A 20,642-nucleotide genomic window follows, 5' to 3' on the forward strand; every position below is an offset into this window, starting at 1 on the left:
GATCGCCCAAGGTCCGCTATCGGGTCGTTAGCGGCCCGTCCGCTGCTGGCACATCGCCAGCTCGGCGAAGCGGTCAGGAAATGGGTGGTAAGCGGACAGTCATAGCTCTTCTGTTCAATCAAAAAAGCGGACGATCTCGTTCCTGAACTTTGAAACAACTGAAATGAAATACCGGTCGTTGCGGCATCCAACAGAAACATGGGCGGCCCATTCAATCACTCGTTCTCCCGTCACGGTGGCGGGCAGTGCAGAGATTGAATGGAGACCCACAAATGACCAATACCATGACCAAGCCCGCTCGCGTCGCCATGAACGGCGTCGACGTTCCGACCTTCATCGCCACGCTCGGTGCGGTCGACAACCAGCGCGAAATCGCGCGCTTCACCTTCCGCGCCAATGGCCAGTGGCTTGCCGGTACGCATAGCCGCGTCGAGTTCAAGGACTTCTACGGCGCTTGTTCCGAGAACGAGCACAACCAGACCTACGCAATTGAAGGCGACCACCCCGAAGTGCTGTGCGGGACCGACAATGCCCCGACCCCGGCTGAATTGCTGCTCGGCGCACTTTCGGCCTGCCTGACTGCCGGCATCGGCAACATCGCCTCGATGCGTCAGGTCGAACTCGAATCGGTCGCATGCACGGTCGAGGGCGATATCGATCTCAACGGCATCCTCGGTCTCGACCCGCAGGTTCGCAACGGCTTCCAGGGCGTTCGCGTTACTGTCGCCATCAAGGGCAATGCCGATGACGAAACGCTTGAAAAGATCGTGCGCCAGTCGGTTGCCCGTTCGGCCGTGTTCGACGTGATGACCAACGGCGTCCCCGTCTCGGTTGCCGCCAAGGTCGGCTGACCCAAGCCCCCGAAAGTATGGCGGCGCTCTTCGCGACCCGAGTTGCCGCAACACTGGCCCGTCGGCCTTCAGGACCGGCGGGCCTTCCTTTTGCCACCAGAGCTCGCTGTCGCTGCTGAAACCTTTGAAACAAAAAACCGCATTTGGCGGCACAAGAGCGATACGTTGGCAGGCGAAAAGGGACGGACCAATCCAACGGAGTTCGTCCCATGACACAGTTCATCGACTGCCTGATTATCGGTGGAGGCCAGGCCGGTCTCGCGATGAGCCGCAGCCTGCTCGACGCAGGAATCGAAAACGTCGTGCTCGAACGTGGCAGCATTGCCAATCGCTGGAGCACGGCGCGCTGGCCTTCGCTGCGGCTGCTGACTCCAGGCTGGATGACCCGCCTGCCCGGCCAGCAGTTGGCAGGGCGCGAGGAAGGTTTCCTCGGTGCTGGCGACCTTGCCGCCCGGCTGCAGGACTATGCAGCGGGCCAGGGCCTTCCCGTTATCGAGAATATCGACGTGCTCGCGCTCGAGAAGCTGGGCGACCGCTTTCGTGCCGTTACTTCGCGCGGCAGCTGGATCGCACGCAGCGTTGTCGTTGCGACCGGTGCCTGCGACCGACCGCGTATTCCGTCTTGGGGCCGTGACCTTTCGCCAAGCCTCTACCAGATTGCCTCGACCCAATATCGCGGCGCCGAGCAGCTTCCCCAGGGCGGCGTTCTTGTCGTCGGGGCTTCGGCAACTGGCGTCCAGCTCGGGAGCGAGATTGCGGCGTCGGGCCGCAAGACCATCCTCGCGGCAGGCAGCCACGTGCGTTCGCCGCGCCGTTATCGCGGCCGTGACCTGTTCGACTGGCTTGATGCCAGCGGCTTTCTTGCTCAGCCGACCGCGACAGGCCGCTCGCCCGCCCAGCTCATGGCCCAGCCTTCGATGCAGCTGATCGGCAGCGACGATAATCGCGAAATCGATCTCTACAGCCTCGCGCGCCATGGTGTGATCATTGCCGGCCATGCCTCTGGCGCGTCAGGCAACGTCGTAGGCTTTGCCGATGATCTTGCGCGAAGCCTCGGCCTTGGCGAGCGCCGCCGCCAGCGGATGCTCAGCCAGATCGATGCCTTCATCGGCTCAGCAGGCATCGATGCTCCCGAGGACCCCGCCGCCCGCCAGAACACCGGCCTCCTCATGCCAATGAACGGCGCCATCGACCTTGCCGGACACGGGATTTCCACCGTGCTGTGGGCGACCGGTTACCGGCGCGACTACTCCTGGATCCATTTCGATGCCTGCGATGCAGACGGCGAACTGAGGCAGGAGGGCGGCCTGTGCGACACGCCAGGCCTCTACGTGCTGGGCCTGCCCTTCATGCGCCACCGCGCATCCAGTTTCATCGACGGTGTCGGCCGCGACGCCGAAGCCCTCGCCCCCGTCATTGCCGCCCGGCTCGGAGCTTCCGACGCCCTGCAAGCAGCCTGAGGAGAATAAACGTGACCGACAATATCCGTCCCACACATCTTTACGATGCCGTCGTTGTTGGAGCACGCTGCGCAGGCGCGGCCACTGCGATGCTGATGGCGCGCCACGGTGCGCGCGTGCTGATGATCGACCGAGCCGCAGAAGGAAGCGACACACTTTCGACCCATGCGCTGATGCGCGGGGCGGTCATGCAGCTTCACAATTGGGGAGTCCTGCACTCCATAACTGCGGAAAACACGCCGCCGATCCATCGAACCTCCTTCATCTACGGCGATGCCGACCCGATCGATATCGACCTGTCCGACAGCTTCGGCACGCGCGCGCTTTATGCGCCGCGCCGAACGGTGCTCGACCGCCAGCTGGTCCGAGCGGCGCGCGAAGCCGGGGTCGACACGCTTTTCGGCGTTTCCATGACCGGCGTTGTCAAGGAAGGCGCAGGGCGCATTAAAGGCGTCACTATCAAGGGCCGCCAGGGCACGCACACAATTGCCTGCGACCTGGTGATTGGCGCCGATGGTCGCAATTCCTCGCTCGCCAGGCATGTCGGCGCGGGACTGATCAAGCGCGGCACCAACATGTCTCAGGTTGCATTCGGCTATTTCATGGGCCTCGGCCAGCGCGGCTATCGCTGGTACTGGGGCGATGATTGCGGCGGCGGCGTGATCCCCACCAATGACGGCGAGGCTTGCGTATTCCTGTCGGCTGCGCACGACGGGCCCTATGGCCTGCGCGGCATGCGCGGCGCCGATGCTTTTGCCTACGCGGCCAGTAAGATGATGCCGCAGATGGCGGATGAATTGCGGGGAGCGTGCCTTTCCGGCAAGATCCGCAGCTTTGGCGGCCAGCCGGGACACATGCGCGAGGCTTGCGGAAACGGTTGGGCGCTGGTTGGCGATGCAGGCTACTTCAAGGACCCGATTACTGCGCATGGTATCACCGATGCGCTGCGCGATGCGCAACTGCTGGCCGACAGCTGGGCGCGCGGCAGGCTCGACGATTATCCTGCCGTCCGCGATGCCTTGTCGCACGACATCTTTCGCTTATCCGACGAGATCGCCGGTTACAACATGGGCCTTGAGGGACTGGCTGCCCTGCACAAGTCGCTCAACACGGCAATGCAGGCGAACCAGCTCTGGATCGCCGAGAACCTATACGCCACTCGGGCGGCGGCTTGATTTTGCTCTGTCATCAGAGCAGCATGCCGCTTTGCGGTGGGGAGGCTATCATGGCTCAACAGCAATCGATGTTCGACAAATACGGTGGTTTTTCGGTGGTCAGCAAGATCGTGCTGGACCTCTACGAACGACTGCTGGACGACGATGATCTCGGCCCATTCTTCGACGATGTCGAATTTGCGCGGATCGTCGATCACCAGACAAAGTTCGTGTCTTCGGTCATGGGCGGTCCGGCTTCCTACACCGACGTGCAGATCCAGAAGCTCCACAGCCACCTCCCGATTTCCGATGCGCATTTCGACAAGCTCGCCGTCATGCTGACCCAGGTTCTCCAGGACCATGGGGTCGAGGATGAGGACGCACAGGAAGTCGTCGGCGCCTTTGCGCAGCGTCGCGGCCTCGTGGTGAACGACTGAGCATGTCGATCGAAGCCATCAACGAGCAGTTGCTCCGCGCCATCGGTGTGGGCGTTGCCCTTCTCGACACATCGGAGCTCAAGTTCCGCTTCTTCAACGACACCTTCAAGGAATGGTTTGCCGAGATCGAGACCGGGCAGCAACTGCGCGACGTCTTTCCTGATATCGATACTGCGGAGGTGATTAGGGCGCTTCAGGAAACCGGCCAGTTCACGAGCGAGGCAAGCTTTCGCATTCGCCGTCGCACGATGACGATCGCGATGACGATCAATCCCGCGCTCGAGGGCAACCAGAAGGTCGCCGTTCTGGTGTGCCAGAACATCAGCCGGATCAAGGAACTGGAATCGATGATCGATTCCTATTCGATGATGGTCGAACGCAACACGCGAGAGATCAAGCGCGAGAAGGAGCAGGTCGAAAAGCTGCTCCTCAACATGATGCCGCGCTCGGTCTACGAGGAATACAAGACTTTCGGCGTGGTCACGCCGCGCACCTACGAGAACGTAGCGGTTCTGTGCCTCGATTTCTCCGGTTTTTCGGCCACGGTCGAGCAACAGGACGCCGGCGTGATCGTCAGCGAACTGAATGATATCTACACCGCATTCGATCGTATCGGCGACCAGTTCGGCTGCGAGCGGATCAAGACCGTTGGCGATCTCTACATCACCGTTGCCGGTATGCCCGATCCATCGGACCGGTCCATCCAGTCGGTGTCGGACGCAGCGGTTCGCTTCGTGCGCTATCTCGAAAATCGCAACAAGAGCCACCCAGTCGACTGGAATTGCCGGATCGGCCTGGCCGCCGGTTCGGTGATCGGATCGGTGGTGGGTGTGCAGAAGTACATCTACGACGTTTTCGGACCGGCCGTGGCGGATGCCATGCGCCTGCGCGAAGCGGCGGGAGCGATGGAGATCGTCGCGGCGGCTGATTTTGCCGAGCGGTTCGGCGAAGCGCATGAGACCGAGGCTGCCGGTTCCGGCGCACTGGCTGACGGAACAGCGGTGGAACTCGTCCGGGTGCTGTCCGGGAACGGCAGCTTGAGCCATTGAGGTGAGCACTCCAGCCACCTCTAAACCCGCCATCGGGGAGCAGGGACAGTCGCCGGTTTTCCGCGAATTGCTCGATCATTTCTGGCTGGGGGTCGCGCTGTTCGATGACGAAGCGCGGTTGTTCTACAGCAATCACGCTATGGCGCAGATCAATCCGGCGCTCGAAGATCTCTTCGCGCCCGGCCTCGAATGGGATCAGCTGCTGATCGAGTGGGTTGCGCGCGGTGTTATCGATAGGACGGTGCAGGAGCGCTTACGCCGGCTCGAGAGTGGCCTGACAGCCGGCAATATGGAGAGCGAAAAAGCGGTCGTCGAGATGCGCGGCATGGGCCTCCACGAATTGGTGCTGGTCGCAACCTCGAACGGCGGGTTCGCACTGTCGCAGCGCGACGTGACGCGCCGAGAAATGGCGAGCGAGCACGATCAGGAAGCCGATGCGATCCTGCGGCAAGTGATGGAGGCGTGTCCTGCAAATCTTGTTATGTCGCGAATGGATGACGGTCAGATCATCTACCGCTCGCCCGCGGCACGCGAAGTCCTCGGCCCAGGCAAGAAAGTTGCCGAACATTTCGTCAAGCGCTCGGACCTAGCTGATTTCGTTACCGAAATCCTGCCGCAGGGACGTGTCGACGACGTCTCGGTGCAGCTCAAGAATACCGATGGTGAGACTTTTCCCGCGCTCGTGTCGTCGCGACTGATCGAATACCGCGGCGAGGATGTCGCTGTGTCATCGCTGGTGGACATCACCAAGGAGATCGAGATGCGCACGATGCTCGCCGCCCAGCGCGAGCGCATTTTCGAGACCGAGAAACTTTCAGCGCTCGGGGAGCTGCTGGCGGGTGTCGCGCACGAACTCAACAACCCGCTTTCGGTTGTCGTCGGGCACGCGCTGATGCTGCGCGAAGAAACGCAGGACACCGAAATTCTGCGGCGGGTCGAGCAGATCGAGAACGCCGCGGAACGCTGCGCCAAGATCGTCAAAAGCTTTCTCGCCATGGCGCGCGAACAGCAGGTTTCAAAGGAAACGCTGGGTCTCGCCGAACTGGTAGAGGACGCGGTTCGCAGCCTGCGCGAAGGTGATATGGAATTCACCGCCGAGGTTAATTGCGATCTGAAGAAGGATCTGCCGCCGCTTTCCGGCGATCCCGCCCAGCTCGAACAGGTGGTGACCAACCTGCTCGTCAATGCGCAGCAGGCCATCGCCAAATCGGGCGAAGGCGGCAAGATCGAGATTACAGCGCGCCCTGACCGCAGCCGCAACCTCATGGTAATCGACTTCTGCGATGATGGACCGGGCATTCCCGCCCATGTCGGCAAGCGCGTGTTCGAGCCGCTCTTCACCACCAAGGAAGTGGGCCAGGGGACGGGCATCGGTCTTGCCTTCTGCCACCGCGTGCTGACCGCGCATGGCGGGTCGATCGAATTGATGCCTTCTGAAGGTGGCGCCCATTTCCGCATCCACCTGCCGCTCGGCGAGGATGCGCACATGGAGCAGGCTACTCCCGCCCTGCAGCAAGCGGGGGAACCCTCGGGCAAGGTGCTAGTGATCGACGATGAACACGACGTCGCTGCATTGATCGCGGAAATCCTGCGGCGCGACAGCTACGAGGTCGACATGGTCCATTCGAGCGAGGACGGGCTCGAAGCCTGCGCTGCGACCGAATACGACGCGATTCTCGTCGACATCAAAATGCCCGGCATCGGCGGGCAGGGTTTCCTCGAGCGGATCAGGGGTGAACGTCCCGAACTGGTCGAACGGATCGCTTTCGTCACGGGCAGCACGATGAGCCCCGAAACACGCGGCTTCCTCGATAATTGTGGCTGCCGTTTTCTCGAAAAGCCGGTCGCACCAAAGGACATCCGCGCGCTTGCCGCAAGGATCGTCGGACGGAGTAGCTGACATGGAAGATGCGACCCTCATCTGCATCTGCGACGATGAAGAGCCGCTGCGGGCGATGCTGGCAGAATATCTCGAAAAGAACGGCTTCCGCACCGTGCAGGCGCATGATGCGGCGAATTTGCGGGAAACGCTGGGAAGCTGCGAACCGGCACTGCTTCTGCTCGACATCAACATGCCGGGCGAAGACGGGCTTTCGGTTCTGCGCAGTCTGCAGGGCGAGGAACGGGCTCCGCGTATCATCATGCTGACCGCAGCGGGAGAAACGGTCGACCGGATTGTCGGGTTGGAAATGGGCGCCGACGATTACCTCGCCAAGCCCGTGGACCTGCGCGAACTGGTGGCGCGGGTGCGCGCCGTGCTGCGCCGTTCTTCCGCAAAGGAAGTTGAAGACCCGCAGGCAGCCGAAGGACGCCTGCCCTTCGGCAAGACCTGGCTCGATCTCGAAGCGGCCAAGCTATACGACAGGGATGGCAAGCCGATCCCGCTGACCGCGATGGAATTCAACCTGCTCAAGCTCTTCGCGAAGAACCGCGGGCGGGTGCTCAATCGCGACCAGATACTCGAAGGCGCGCACGACCGCGAATGGGACCCCTTCGACCGCAGCATCGACATCCGCATTTCGCGCATTCGCAAGAAGATCGAGCACAATCCGTCGAAGCCCGCGGTCATCCGCACGGTGCGCGGGCTGGGGTATATCTACGACCCCGAATAGGGGCGTGCGGCCACTGCAGCGATACAATTGAAACATTAAGGACGCCGGCGCGATATCCGGCTGAAACGCCGGCCGCGCATAGTCATGGGCATCGAAACACAGCCTAGGACCCGCGCCATGAACGCTCCTTTCCCCCGTCCCCTATCCCGTCCCCAAGGAAGCGAAAGGCGCGGGTCCGTCCTCGAACTCGTCGGCGACACCCCCGTGGTGCTGGCCGAGAAGCTCTCCCCTCCAGGCCGCGAAGTGTGGCTCAAGCTCGAAAGCGCCAACCCCATGGGTTCGGTCAAGGACCGGCTCGCGCTGGGCCTGATCGAAGCCGCCGAGAAGGACGGATCGCTCAAGCCCGGACAGACAGTGGTCGAGGCGACCAGCGGCAACACCGGCATCGGTCTTGCACTGGTTTGCGCGCGCAAGGGCTATCCGCTGGTCATCGTCATGGCCGAAAGTTTCAGCGTCGAGCGCCGCAAGATCTTGCGTTACCTCGGCGCGAAGGTCGTGCTCACTCCGGCGTCGCTCAAGGGTACTGGCATGGTCGACAAGGCCCGCGAACTGGCCGAGGAGCACGGCTGGTTCCTGCCCTGCCAGTTCGAGAACGAGAATAACGAGAAGGTCCACGAAGCGACCACCGGCATGGAAATCGTCCGAGCATTCGCCGACGCACCGCTCGACGCATTCGTCAGTGGTCTCGGCACCGGCGGTACTATCGCCGGCGTAGGGCGTGCGCTCAAGGCACATATGCCTTCGGCGCGAATTGTCGCCTGCGAACCCGACAATTCGCCGGTCCTCGCCTCGGGTGTTCCTCAGCAATATGCCGAGGACGGCTCGCCCGCTGCGAGCCACCCCCGCTTCCGCCCGCACCCGATGCAGGGCTGGGCCCCCGATTTCATTCCCGCGGTCACGGGGCGTGCCATTACCGACGGCGTGATCGATGAGATCGTCCCGGTCGCGGGCGCCGATGCGCTTGCCTGGTCGCGCCGCCTGGCCCGCGAGGAAGGCGTGTTCTGCGGCATCACTTCGGGCGCAACTTTCGCCGCCGCACGCCAGCTTGCAAGCGAGCTCCCTGAAGGGTCGCGCGTGCTGGCGATGATCCCCGACACGGGCGAGCGTTACATGACCACGCCGCTGTTCGGTGACATCGAGGAGGACATGAACGAGGCGGAGATGGAAATCTCGCGATCGACCCCCGGTGCCCGCTTCGATGCCACGCCTGCTGCCGCTCCCGCAGCAGCTGCGCCAGAGGCCGATAAGCGCGCACTCGCCCATGTCGATGCCATTATCGCCGACGAAACGCAGTCGCTGGTGTTTTTCGCGCTCGAATGGTGCGAATTCTGCTGGTCTGCTCAAAAGCTGCTCGACCTGATGGAAGTCGATTATCGCATCGTCCATCTCGACGGAGCCGATTATGCCGATCCGGCATGGGGCGGCGACGTACGCGCCGCACTTGCCCAGCGCAGCGGCGGAGCACCGACGATCCCCCAAATCTTCGTCGGTACGAAGCACCTCGGCGGGGCGACCGACCTGTTCGATGCTTTCAACGACGGTCGGCTCTCCGGCATTTTCGAAGACGCCGGTATCGCCCACAAGCAGCCCGGCGTCGAAAACGCCTATTCCCTCCTTCCGAAGTGGTTGCAGAAAAGATGAGTTCCTTGCCCGACAAGAAAATTGCTCAGCGCCTGCTCGAAAAGGCAGCGCAACTGGCGACACGGGGTCGCTACAGCGACCAAGCGCTTGATCCCCACCAGGCTCCGCTCGCAGCACGGGACAGTTTCGACATCGCACTTCCTCGCAGGGGTCGCGACCCACTCGAAGTGATCGAATCGCTCGATAGTGCTGCGCGTCCCGGCCTCTCCGGCATGACCGATGCCGGCTTCATGAGCTGGGTTATCGGCGGCTCGCATCCTGCAGGCGTGGCCGCCGATTGGATGGCCGCGGCCTGGGGCCAGAATGCCTGCCTCTACGAAGCTTCGCCTGCGTCTGCCCAGGCCGAGGCGGCAAGCGCGAAATACCTCCTCGACGTGCTAGACCTGCCGCCCGAAAGTTCGGTCGGCTTCGCCACCGGTGCGACCATGGCAGCCTTCACTTCGCTCGCCGCTGCGCGCCTGTGCGTGCTCGAGCGCGCTGGCCATGATTTCGAGCGCAAGGGCCTTTACGGCTGTCCCGAAGTGGCGATCTACATTGCCGACGATGCCCATGTGACCAATTACTCTGCGCTGCGGTACCTCGGTTTCGGCAGCGACCAATTGCACCGGATCCCCTCGCTGGACGACGGAACCTATGATTGCGACGCGCTCGAGGCAGCCATGGCCGAAGACGATGCGCCCGCGCGGATCGTGCTGGCACAGGCGGGCCACATCATGTCGGGCGCCTTTGACGACTTCACGCGCCTCGCCGCGCTGTGCAAACGCCACGGCGCATGGTTGCATGTCGATGGTGCCTTCGGCCTATGGGTGCGTGCCAGCCGAAGGTTGCGGCGCATTGCCGAAGGCGTGGAGCTGGCCGATTCCTGGTCAGTCGACGGACACAAGTGGCTGCAAATTCCCTATGACTGCGGCTTCGCAATCGTGAAGCATGAGGAGTACCACCGCCGCGCCATGTCGATGCAGGCGGGATACCTCCCCGAAGGCGAACCGCTGCGCAACAATTCGGACTATGTCCCAGAACTCTCGCGCCGTGCGCGCGGCTTCTCGGTCTGGGCGGTGATGCAGAGCCTCGGGCGCAAGGGCATCGAGGACATGATCGAAAGCCATTGCCACGCGGCGCACTTGCTCGCCCAGGCGCTTAGGCGGCTGGACGGCGTGGAGGTGATCAACCGTCAGTGCCTCAACCAGCTCGCTGTGGCGTTCCACAGCCCGCATTGCGACGGGGCTGAAGCGGTGGCGCAGGCGCTCAACTCCAGCGGGCGCTATTTCGTACGCACCGCTCAATGGCAGGGCCGCAAGCTGCTGCGCTTCTCGATCATCAACGGCGAAACTGGTCCCGACCACGTTGCACCGATGGTCGATGAGATTGCCGCTGCATGGCAAGCGATCTCGCGCGCCGCCGCCTGAGAAACCGAAACAATCGAAACGAGAAAACCGGCCATGCGATATCAGGGTGATACACGGCCAAGCCATATTCTCCGTGTTGCCGACGAACCGGCGATGCCAAACATTGGAGAATGAAAATGTACGTAAAGACCGAAAACCCGATTCAACAGAAAATGAAGCTGGCTCTCGCCGCCACGATCTGCGCGATGACTACTATCAGCAGCGCCGTCGCCATGGTGGTGACACAGGCAAATGTGGCGTGATCGATCCCTTCTATCGAACGATCACAGAACTTGAAGCGAAGGGCAATCAACTCGCAGGTCCAGACTTCTGCGCTCAGTATGGTTGCTCTTCGCCATTCCGCCAGTCCCATGTCGTTCTAGCATCTCATGGACTCAATCCGGGTCTCGCAGTTCCATAAGAATTGCATGCGATTTGTGCTTTTAAAGACCCGCCAGTGTTTAAAACCGAAGAATCTCGATGCGTAAGCGGAGTGTCTGCTTTAGGCGCTTCGCAGCCTGAAAGCAGACCGTCCGCAATCGGGTCGTTAGCCGACAGACAGCTTTTCGACGCGAGGGGTCAATAGCGGACGGTTCGCTGTCGGCACCAAATTGGCCAGTCAGTTGACATCTTGGTCACCAACATCGGCTTTCAGGCTCGGTCGGAACGACCTTGCATCGCCGAAGAACTTGATTAGTCCGACATATTCTTCTAACCGACCACGTCAGCCAATCCCGGCGTGTTTCTGAAAATGGAAAGGAGCAAATCATGCGAGCTGTGATCGTTCGTCTCACAACCGATTTCCCGATCCATAATATTCAGGAACATATTGCATGGGCAATTTCCTGTCGGGCGGACAAGCACGCCTGATCTTCATTCGCAGCGGATTGAACGTTGCGCATTTCACAAATCCAGGCCTTTTGCATGCGCAGTGCAAGGTGACCTCCATTGCTATGGAGGGCCGCCATGCGTTCTGACATGTTCAAAGTCATCGTCGAGCGACCGCGCTGGGGCGCAAGCCATGCGGCGTCGCCAAAATTAAAGAGGACCAAAGATCGCACGCTGAAGCACATCGGGCACAAGCGCCACGCCTTCGAAAGCGCGCCCTACACAAAATCGCTCAATGAGAACCTTGCTCCATTGGTTCGCTTTCTGCGCAGCCGGAGGGGGAAACCGTGGGACAACGTTTTCAGCGAGATTTGTGAGCGCCTCGATACGGGGAGCACGGTCAAGATGCACGTTCGCGAGCACCTGGAGGATTTCGTTCTCACCCGGATCTCAATCGGACGGCACGGCGAGTGGATGTTCGAAGGGGAGGTTCTCGGCGCCCACGGCATTTGGTTCAGGCGACGCGAATTCTTCGTCGATCCGGAGGATGGCATACTCAAGGATTATGCCTTGCTAGCCAAGCGATTGCCTGTGGCAAATGGCGAGATTGCAGGAGGGCGGGCATGAACGAGGAAAGTTCGCTTAAGCTTGTCGCGCGCGATCCCGCTCGCTTCGATCCCTTGGCTCTTGATCAACTCGAAGCCACTTCCCGCCTCGAAGGCATGGGCCGTGTTGTCGGCTTGCCCGATCTCCACGCGGGCAACGGGATCGCCGTGGGCGCAGCTTTCTGGTCTCAGAAGCGCATCTGGCCGCATCTTGTCGGGAGCGATATCGGCTGTGGCATGGCATTATGGGAGACCAGCCTGGCTGTGCGAAAGTTCCGGGTCGGCAAGATCGAGCGCAAGCTGCACGGTCTTGATGCGCCATGGGATGGACCCGCAGCACATGCACTGGCCGACGCGGGATTGCCGCCTGAACTTGTCAGCCCAGCTCTCGGCACCATTGGTGGCGGAAACCACTTTGTTGAGTTCCAGGCCATCGAGGAGGTCGTCGCGCCCGATCGATTTGCCGAGCTTGGCCTAAAGGATGATTGCGTTCTGATGATGGTTCACAGCGGTTCGCGTGGGCTGGGACACGCTATCCTGCAAGAGCAAATGGCGAGGCATGGAACGGTCGGTCTCCATGATGGGACTCCGGACGCTGACGCCTATTTGCAGCGGCACAATCAGGCCGTGGCATGGGCGATCGTGAACCGGAAAGTTATCGCTGGCCGGTTTCTTGATGCCCTCGGCATGTCTGGCAAATGCATGCTCGACATCGTGCATAATAGCGTCACACGGCATCGCGAAGGCTGGTTGCACCGAAAGGGGGCTGCACCAGCGGATTGCGGTCTAGTCGTGATACCAGGGTCACGGGGGGATTTCAGCTACCTGGTTGAGCCTGTGCCCGACCGTGCGGAAGATGCCTTATGCTCGCTTGCGCACGGCGCGGGCCGCAAATGGAGCCGTAAGGATGCCCATGCGCGCCTCTCTCGCCGATATCGCGTCGCTGACTTGCAACGCACGAAATTGTCCAGCCATGTGATTTGCGAGGACCGCCGCCTGATCTTTGAAGAAGCTCCGGAAGCCTACAAGGATATTGCCAGTGTCATTGCCGATCTGGAGGCCACGGGCCTGATCCGGGTGATCGCCCGCCTTCGCCCTCTCCTCAGCTACAAAACGAGGGCGTCATGAAAGAAGCGATACTGCATCTGACCTCCGGTAAAGGCCCAGATGAATGCCGTTGGGTCGTTGCGCAGCTGGCCAAGGCTTTTGCCGACGAAGCCGCAAGGATCGGTGTGACGTGCGAAGTGCTCGATGCTCAGGACGAGCTACCGGCCTCTCTTTTGATGCGCGTCTCAGGAGATGGGGCGCTCGCCTTTGTAAGGGAGCGGACGGGAACGATCCTCTGGATCGGCGAAAGTCCTTTTCGCCCCAGGCACAAGCGCCGCAACTGGTTTGTTGGCGTCGCGCTCGCGCCTGTACCAGAGGACGTGCCAGACTTGCGCGACAGTGACATTGACTTCCAGGCGATGCGAGCAAGCGGTCCTGGAGGACAGCACGTCAACAACACTGATAGCGCTGTACGCGCGATACACCGGCCAACTGGCTTGGTTGCAACCGCACAGGAACAGCGATCACAGCACGCAAACCGCAAATTGGCGAAACTGAAATTGGCAATGGTGTTGGAAGAGCGTCGCTCAAGCGCGACCGAGCAAGTGAGACAAGAGCAGTGGTCAATTCACCAGCAATTGGAGCGCGGAAACCCAGTGCGCACTTACGCCGGTCCCAAGTTCAAACCGAGGCGAAGCCGCTAAGTGAATGACCGGAAATCGGTCTTCTTGGCCAGAAACGGACAGTCTCCTTTCGGCCCAATAGCTGCCGATCGAAGTCCTTCAGCGTGAATGACTGAAATGGGGCCGTAATCGGACTGTCCGCTATTGGACCTTTTTGTCGAAAAGCTGCCTGTCAGCTAACGACCCGATTGCGGACGTCTGATTTATGTATGGCCATCGAGCGATGTAACCCGTAAGCAGCTCTTACAGGGTCGATCGCATGCAGGGAGAATGCCATGCTTCGTCGGCTTTTGATGTTCGCCGTTTCACTTTCGGCGCTGTTCGTTCCCATTCAGTCCAATGCCCAAGCCGAGAGCGGCGACTTGTTGTTTGTCTGGGTGGGCGACCGAGCCAAAGCAGACAACAATTTCATCATTGTTATTGATGCTGATCCGGACTCTCCCAATTACGGCAAGCTGGTTTCCAGCGGGGTGACTGACATCAAGACCGTGGGCGCCCATCACACCGAATACGAAATGTCTGCCAACGGGATTTTGTTCGCCAATGATCACGGTGGCAATCGCACGGCAGTGATTGATCTCAATGATCCACTGCAGCCCCGCCAGATCGGCGCTTTCTCCAGCCTTGGCGGTTTCAGCATGCTGCACAGCTTTGCGCGATTGCCCAACGGTAATGTTCTCGCGACTTTCCAATACGCCGATCATGATGGCCATATGGCAATGGATTCGACCAGCGGGGGCTTGGTAGAGATCGACAATGCGGGCAAATTGGTGCGTTCGGTGAGCAATGCTGACCCATTGTTCGCGGACGAAGGCTTGCTGCCGTACAGTTTGGCCGTGATCGAGGATATTGATCGGGTGGTTGTGAGCAATTCGCCAATGCGCGACGACTTCTTGCTGACCAGTAATACTTATCAATTGTTCCGTTTGTCCGATCTCGAGCTAATTGGAACATACCGCCTCGATCCCGGACCGCGGCTCAATGGCCATATTTCGCCTCAGGAGCCGAGGATCGGGCCTGACGGTGCCGTTTACATTTTCACATTGTCGTGCGGCGTTCAAAGGGTGACCGACATCGACACCGCGTCACCCAAGGTGCAACTGGTTCACCAATATCCGGGCAGCTGGTGCGGTGTCCCCGTCATCATGGGGAATTACATGGTGCAGGCAGTTCCGGACATCCATTCATTCATAGTTCTGGACATTTCAGACGGAGAGAATCCAGTCGAAGTCTCGCGTCTTGATATGGGCGAGGATTATGCGGTGCACTGGACCGCAATGGATCCCGGCTCGGGCAGGCTGGTCGTTACAACATCGCGGTCAGGCCAGCGCTTGCATGTCCTCAAACTCGACGAAGACAGCGGAGAACTGACCATTGACGAAGATTTCCGGGGTCAAGACGGCGAACCGGGCTTCAGCTTTGCCGAACAGACATGGCCGCACGGCTGGACAGGAGAAGGCGCACCACATGGAGCGGTATTTTCTCGCTGAGCGTTTCACATCAGCTTTTCCGCGTTAATACGACAAGCGTGTATTTTGTCGACGTCCGCTTTCCACCCATCTTACGACGCTTTCACCGAGCTAACGATGTGCCAGGACCGGACGGGCAGCTGACGACCCGATTGCTGACGCGATAAGATGGCTTATGCTGGGGCTATACTTCCGAAATTTCGAGATAACTGGATGAAAGGTTTTAAGGCGTTTTGGCCCACAATGATCACTGCATTCGCTCTGCTGGCTGGCTGCACTTCGACACCAGCTCCAGCAGAACATCCAGATTGGGTTCAGCAAATGGCTGGGCTCTGGCGAGTTCAAACTGGGGATGTTGTGGAGATGGATTGCGCGAGCGGGCAGAAATTCGAGCCGCATGACGATCAACGCTCCATTAGCCTAAATGAGCTCGGCACTGATTTCACTACCACTTATCGCGTCTTGACCAACGATCGGCGCGGGTTACAACTTCAAATACTAGGTGAAAAAAGACAAACCGAAGACGGAGACCCCGTGAAATGGTGGGTTGAGTTCGACGGGCCGAATGAGTTCCGATGGCGACGGGATGATTGGAGCGCGAATTCCGCGACCGCTGCTCGTTGGATACGGTGTAATTGAGGCCCGACAGTATTGGCAGGCCTCAGTGCCAATGGCAGCTAGCCACCCACTTCATGACTGATTTGTCGAGCTAGCAATGTGCCAGAAGCGGACCGGCTGGCAACGACCCGATTGCGGACGCGTGCTCTGCAACCAGATTTGATGATCTCATGAACGGTAGTGTTGTCTTATTGTGACCACGATCGGGACCTTCAATGTGGCTTAATGGCGCATCATCGACGCTGCTCGATCACCTCGTGTCTGTATCCTGATATTCTGCATCATCCCCTCATCGCCGTGCGATGCAAAATGGCAGTGCATCACGAAGTCCCCGACATAGCGCCTGTACCGGGTGCGCATGGTTATCCGGTAGTTTCTTTTGACCAGAACCGTATCACGCCAGCCTCCAAGCATCCCAGCATAGTCAGGATCGTATGCCTCCGTCCCTTCGACGGTAACATCACGCCCTTGGTCATCGACAATCCCGACAATCTGGAACGGATTAACGTGGATGTGGAATGGGTGGGAGCCGAGAATGGAGGTGATCACCCACTCTTCCACGTCCCCCAAAGTCAATGTTCTGTCGACTCGCTCATGCTTATAGGGGGACCCATCGATGCTTAAAGTTGCACCACCGCCTTCGTGCTCGACAATGCTGAAGGTCGCTTCTTGCTTGCCGGTCAGTTCTTCATCGCGGACTGGTTTGCGCCATGCAAAGGCATAGAGCGAAAAATCATCCTTGAGATCAGCGACAATCATGTCCCGAACGCTTTCGTCGTCGATCTTTCGCGCGGCCGCTGCAATCAAGGTTTCGGACAGCAGGTCGGACACGCTGTCGACCGGCGCAGCTTCACCGCTCACTTCGAAAATGGAAAGGATGCGCCGCTGCTCTTCATTCCCTCCCCAAACGCTATTGTTGATAGCGCAATACGAACCCGGCTCCTCGAAATAGGCCAAGGCATCATACCGCGAGCCGGCGGTAAGGCGGGACCTGTTGACTTGCCGCATGGAATATCGCGTAAGCCCATCGTCAGCGAAATGAAACTGCTCGACCGGCTCACCGGTGCAATAATCGTTGATCCACTGGATGTGATCGCTGCCGGGAACGTCCCTCAGATCAGGCGCATCATCCGCCAATTTGCGAATGCTCATGTCCACAGTGCGGCGCAAGCCAGCATGGATCATTCGCAGCCGATGAAAACGCCCCGTTTCGAAACCGGAAATGGTGGGTTGGACTTTGCCGTTGACCCCGGTCAGGCGACCTGATGTCATTTCCGGGAACGGATTGAACAATCTGAAACTGTCGACAGTGCCGACTTCATCGTCCTCGCATTCCCATGGTGGCATATCCCATGGCAGAATGTCCCTGTTGAAACGCGGTCTTTCTTCGCCCGCTTCAAAACAGCCATACTGGATCTGGGAAAAGACCATGATCTGTTCGCCGAACGGTTTGCCCGCCGCATCACGAAACAGGATATCTATGTCACCAGGGGAGGTTTTTGTAGGAACACGGTCGCCATCGACAATCAGTGCGCCAGCCATGCCGGAGCCAAGCTGAATGCTCGTCGCACCATGCATGTGCGGATGATACCAGAATGTGCCGGCAGGATGGTCGGGCGGGATTACAAACTCATATTCGAACCGTTCGCCCGGATCGATGGACAGCATCACGTTATCGCTGTTTCCGCTGGGCGAAATCCACAGGCCATGCGTGTGGATATTGGTCGAGTTATAGCATTTGGATTCTGCGATCTGGACCGCTGAACACGGTTCAAGTTTATTGTTAACTTTCAAGCTGAGAACCTGGCCAGGCGAAACGCGCATGACGGGAGCCACCAATCCCTCGCCGCCTTCGCCTTGGAATGCGCGTACCTCCACCGTGTCCAGCTTTTGGGTCCAAGGGTTGTAAACCTCACTGTTGATCCGCTCGACAGACAATTCATAGCGCGGTGAGGAGGATTGTGCGTAGACTACCGCCGACAATGCCAATGGCGCGGCAGCGCAACATGCAACCAGTGCGGAAACAGCAAATTTCATAAGGATCGCCCCCAGCAATTCCAGGCGACCTGACCAAAAGATAACAAACGGAAGTGACTAAGTCTTGTAAAAAGGGGCGCGTGCGGACAGCCCTCCAATCCTAGATCGACAACATCCTTAAATTTCCATGAGAAGTTGTCCCAGAAAGTACAATTTTCATAGATTCCAAGTTTATCGTTGATGTCCGCTAACCACCCACTTTGTGACCGATTTGCCGAGCTAGCGGTGTGCCAGGATCTGACGGGCCGCTAACGACCCGTTTGCGGACATTGAACTGGCCTGTCAGATGCCCCCTGATGACTGATACACACGCAGCCGAAAATCTTTTCAATTTGCTAGACCGTTGGTCAAGCGACGAGGATCTGCGCGAAAGTGGGAAAGTGCGCTTGCTATGCCACCAGCCACAAAACGGCGATCTTGCTTACTTGCACCGCCTATATCCTGGTCTAGGCTCAGCACAGATGGAAGACCTAGAAGCGGTCATTGATCATCAAATTCCACGTCGGTTACGCGACTTCTATGGACTCACGAATGGATTGAGGCTCTTCGAGGGCCAGGTAAGCGTCAATGGGTTGGTGAAGGACTTTAGTCGCGACCCCTACAGACCGATTCCCATATGTATTGAGCAAGGCAACCGCCTCTTCGCGGCAGTGCGACCGCAGTGGCATCAACAGGGTTTCTTCCGGATAGGAGGTGTCTCATTTATTCGTCAGGACGAATTGATTTGCGGGCCTGACGACTGCGTTATTGTCCTCAATGCAGAAAGCGGCGAGCCGTTGCGCAACTATTCGGACATTTTTGATTTCTTAGTGAGCTTCACGAAGGAGATGGCCCAATTCTGGGCCAGCGACGGCAAATTTATTGGCGATTGGGAGGTAATCGACCAATTGCTGTTGGGAGTCGCCGGGAAAGCATAGCGTCGGCTTTCCACCCAGTTCGTGACTGATTTGCGGGGCATAACGCGAGCCAACAGCTGACGGTCAGATAACGACCCGATTGCGGACAGTAGAGAATGGGGGCACAGGTGAGCCATGTCCCGCCCATTGCCGCTGCTGAGCTTAATTCTCTGTACTATCGTTTCGGGCTGTTCGCAGAATGCCAACTGTCGGAATTTGACACCTGCGCAATCAGTTTCCCTTGCGATTGAGCAAAAAGGTCAGATGCTTGAGCGATCAACACAGGCATACCGTAGGAATTTCGCATCTGATGTGGCGCGGTTAGCAGGCGATAGCACCGGTTGGGTCGCGAAAGTTTACTTCGAAGGCAAAGACGGTCGAACGCTTATCGCGATGATCGACACTGATTGCTATGTCAGTTGGTCAGAGCGTTGACCGCTTCCCACCCCATCTTACGACGCTTTCACCGAGCTAACGATGTGCCAAGACCGGACGGGCAGCTAACGACCCGATTGCGGACATCCGGCATCGCTCGATCATGAATCTAGACTGCTCGCCTAAGATGGTTAGGATGCGTTCTTAGGGATGGGGTGACAATTTGACGAAGATAGCCAGTCTTATTGAACCTGCTGGCGCATCTGATCGCTTCACGGAGATCGACGCGCTTAGAGGTTTCGCACTCTTTGGTATTCTGCTTGCCAATCTGCCAGTTTGGATTGGGATACCGTTCGCTGGTGAACGCGTGCCAGAATTGATGGGAGCGGTCACCCAGCAGCAGTTCGCGGCCGTTTTTAACGGCGTCCTGGACGGCAAGTTTTATACGATTTTCTCCGCGCTGTTTGGACTTGGCTTCTCGCTTCAAATTGAGCGTCTTAACGCGCGTGGTGCCGATGGCCGACGCATCTTTATAAGGCGAATGGCCGTGCTCCTGGTTTTCGGACTGATCCATATCTGTCTAATCTGGCCGGGCGACATATTGATGCTCTATGCGCTGCTCGGATTCACGCTTCCCCTTTTCCGACCTCTAACCGATCGCGTTCTGCTCGCGGCGTCGGCAGTATTGATCTTCGTTCTTCCATCTCTCCTGGTTTTTTTCGTCAATAGCCAGAATCCTGAATGGGCGACGCCCATGCGGGATTGGGCTATGAATATCTATGTCGCAGCGGGCGGGACTGCGATAACGAATAGCGAATACTTCAACGACCTCGCCAATGGAGGACTTGCTGAATTAATGCCTCGCGCAGCGTCTGAATGGGCCTTTGGAATTGTTGGTCGTATCGAGGATTGGCGGTTCCTTAAGGTCCTTGGAACAATGCTCTTGGGAATGTGGGCCGGGCGGCAACTCGTGCGTGGAAATCTGATCGGAAAACGCCGGCTGTTGTGGTGCGTTCTGCTGATCGGCCTTGCCATAGGTGTGCCTTGCGGCATCGTATATGCAGAACAGATGCCGCACCAACAGTCGCACTGGTCGTCGCTATTGGGCACTGCGCCACTCGGTTTCGCTTATGCGGCCGCGTTTCTCTTGATTATTCCTTATACACCTCGGATCCGGCGCCTTCTTGCAGATGCGGGACGCATGGCGCTCACCAACTATATCGGGACAAGCGTGGTGATGGGTTTCATTTTCTACGGAATTGGACTTGGGATGATGGGGACGCTCAAGGTTCCAGAGACCTATGCCATTGGGCTGCTTTTTTTCGCCTTGATGCTAGTCTGGAGCCGGCTCTGGCTTTCCCGCTACAAGCAGGGGCCCCTCGAATGGCTGTGGCGACGCCTTACCTATCCGCCGAGGCCGGTAGCAAAAGTGACGATGGCCTAAATTTTCAGCCACGTCGGCTTTCCACCCACTTCGTGACAGCTTCACCGAGCA

18 protein-coding genes are annotated in these 20,642 nt (G+C 58.9%); 16 read left to right on the top strand and 2 right to left on the bottom strand.

Features of this window, described 5'->3' with window-relative positions; all coding sequences use genetic code 11:
* Nucleotides 1–272 precede the first annotated feature (272 nt).
* From K3165_RS01505 to K3165_RS01545, 9 genes are all read left to right on the top strand, one after another.
* Nucleotides 273–851 (top strand): OsmC family protein, encoded by a 579-nt coding sequence (locus K3165_RS01505; protein ID WP_160607438.1) that lies wholly within the window; start codon nt 273–275, stop codon nt 849–851.
* 209 nt (nt 852–1,060) lie between these two features.
* A complete protein-coding gene (locus tag K3165_RS01510) occupies nt 1,061–2,311 on the top strand; it encodes a flavin-containing monooxygenase (protein ID WP_221547108.1) in 1,251 nt (416 codons plus the stop codon).
* A gap of 11 nt (nt 2,312–2,322) precedes the next feature.
* Nucleotides 2,323–3,486 carry an NAD(P)/FAD-dependent oxidoreductase gene (locus K3165_RS01515; protein ID WP_221547109.1) on the top strand — a complete coding sequence of 388 codons (1,164 nt, stop codon included), beginning with the start codon at nt 2,323–2,325 and terminating at the stop codon, nt 3,484–3,486.
* A 50-nt stretch (nt 3,487–3,536) separates the two neighbouring features.
* The gene (locus K3165_RS01520; protein WP_221545940.1) at nt 3,537–3,902 is read left to right on the top strand and encodes a group I truncated hemoglobin; all 366 of its coding nucleotides are present in this window, start codon (nt 3,537–3,539) and stop codon (nt 3,900–3,902) included.
* A 2-nt stretch (nt 3,903–3,904) separates the two neighbouring features.
* Complete coding sequence (locus K3165_RS01525) at nt 3,905–4,951, top strand: adenylate/guanylate cyclase domain-containing protein (protein ID WP_221547110.1); 1,047 nt, start codon at nt 3,905–3,907, stop codon at nt 4,949–4,951.
* A gap of 1 nt (nt 4,952) precedes the next feature.
* Nucleotides 4,953–6,851, top strand: a complete 1,899-nt coding sequence (locus K3165_RS01530; protein WP_345720217.1) for a hybrid sensor histidine kinase/response regulator — start codon at nt 4,953–4,955, stop codon at nt 6,849–6,851.
* 1 nt (nt 6,852) lies between these two features.
* Nucleotides 6,853–7,563, top strand: a complete 711-nt coding sequence (locus K3165_RS01535) for a response regulator (protein WP_221547111.1) — start codon at nt 6,853–6,855, stop codon at nt 7,561–7,563.
* Nucleotides 7,564–7,680: 117 nt separating this feature from the next.
* Entirely contained in the window at nt 7,681–9,204 is a 1,524-nt protein-coding gene (locus tag K3165_RS01540) for a pyridoxal-phosphate dependent enzyme (protein WP_221547112.1), read from the top strand.
* A 5-nt stretch (nt 9,205–9,209) separates the two neighbouring features.
* Nucleotides 9,210–10,610, top strand: a complete 1,401-nt coding sequence (locus K3165_RS01545) for a pyridoxal phosphate-dependent decarboxylase family protein (protein ID WP_221547113.1) — start codon at nt 9,210–9,212, stop codon at nt 10,608–10,610.
* A gap of 142 nt (nt 10,611–10,752) precedes the next feature.
* Here K3165_RS01545 and K3165_RS01550 read toward each other — a convergent pair whose 3' ends face one another.
* On the bottom strand, nt 10,753–10,962 hold the full coding sequence (locus K3165_RS01550; RefSeq protein WP_221547114.1) for a hypothetical protein: 210 nt from the start codon (nt 10,960–10,962) through the stop codon (nt 10,753–10,755).
* Nucleotides 10,963–11,422: 460 nt separating this feature from the next.
* Between K3165_RS01550 and K3165_RS01555 the strand changes: the two genes are divergently transcribed.
* The 5 genes from K3165_RS01555 (at nt 11,423) to K3165_RS01575 (ending at nt 15,242) form a co-directional block, all read left to right on the top strand.
* Nucleotides 11,423–11,566, top strand: coding sequence for a hypothetical protein (locus tag K3165_RS01555; protein WP_221547115.1), 144 nt, complete (start codon nt 11,423–11,425; stop codon nt 11,564–11,566).
* 1 nt (nt 11,567) lies between these two features.
* Nucleotides 11,568–12,044, top strand: coding sequence for a hypothetical protein (locus tag K3165_RS01560; protein WP_221547116.1), 477 nt, complete (start codon nt 11,568–11,570; stop codon nt 12,042–12,044).
* On the top strand, nt 12,041–13,150 hold the full coding sequence (locus tag K3165_RS01565) for an RNA ligase RtcB family protein (RefSeq protein WP_221547117.1): 1,110 nt from the start codon (nt 12,041–12,043) through the stop codon (nt 13,148–13,150). The genes K3165_RS01560 and K3165_RS01565 overlap by 4 nt, the downstream gene beginning before the upstream one ends.
* Entirely contained in the window at nt 13,147–13,773 is a 627-nt protein-coding gene (gene prfH, locus K3165_RS01570; protein ID WP_221547118.1) for a peptide chain release factor H, read from the top strand. Before K3165_RS01565 ends, prfH begins: the two co-directional genes overlap by 4 nt.
* 254 nt (nt 13,774–14,027) lie before the next feature.
* Nucleotides 14,028–15,242, top strand: a complete 1,215-nt coding sequence (locus tag K3165_RS01575; protein WP_221547119.1) for an LVIVD repeat-containing protein — start codon at nt 14,028–14,030, stop codon at nt 15,240–15,242.
* An 819-nt stretch (nt 15,243–16,061) separates the two neighbouring features.
* On the opposite strand, the gene K3165_RS01580 is transcribed toward K3165_RS01575, so the two are convergent.
* Nucleotides 16,062–17,876 (bottom strand): multicopper oxidase family protein, encoded by a 1,815-nt coding sequence (locus K3165_RS01580; protein ID WP_221547120.1) that lies wholly within the window; start codon nt 17,874–17,876, stop codon nt 16,062–16,064.
* 296 nt (nt 17,877–18,172) lie between these two features.
* On the opposite strand from K3165_RS01580, the gene K3165_RS01585 reads away from it, so the two are divergent.
* Nucleotides 18,173–18,793, top strand: coding sequence for a hypothetical protein (locus tag K3165_RS01585; protein ID WP_221547121.1), 621 nt, complete (start codon nt 18,173–18,175; stop codon nt 18,791–18,793).
* Between the two features lie 577 nt (nt 18,794–19,370).
* The gene (locus K3165_RS01590) at nt 19,371–20,591 is read left to right on the top strand and encodes a DUF418 domain-containing protein (RefSeq protein ID WP_221547122.1); all 1,221 of its coding nucleotides are present in this window, start codon (nt 19,371–19,373) and stop codon (nt 20,589–20,591) included.
* Nucleotides 20,592–20,642: the final 51 nt, after the last annotated feature.

The organism is Qipengyuania xiamenensis (genome assembly GCF_019711495.1).
GTDB classification, from domain to species: Bacteria; Pseudomonadota; Alphaproteobacteria; order Sphingomonadales; family Sphingomonadaceae; genus Qipengyuania; species Qipengyuania xiamenensis.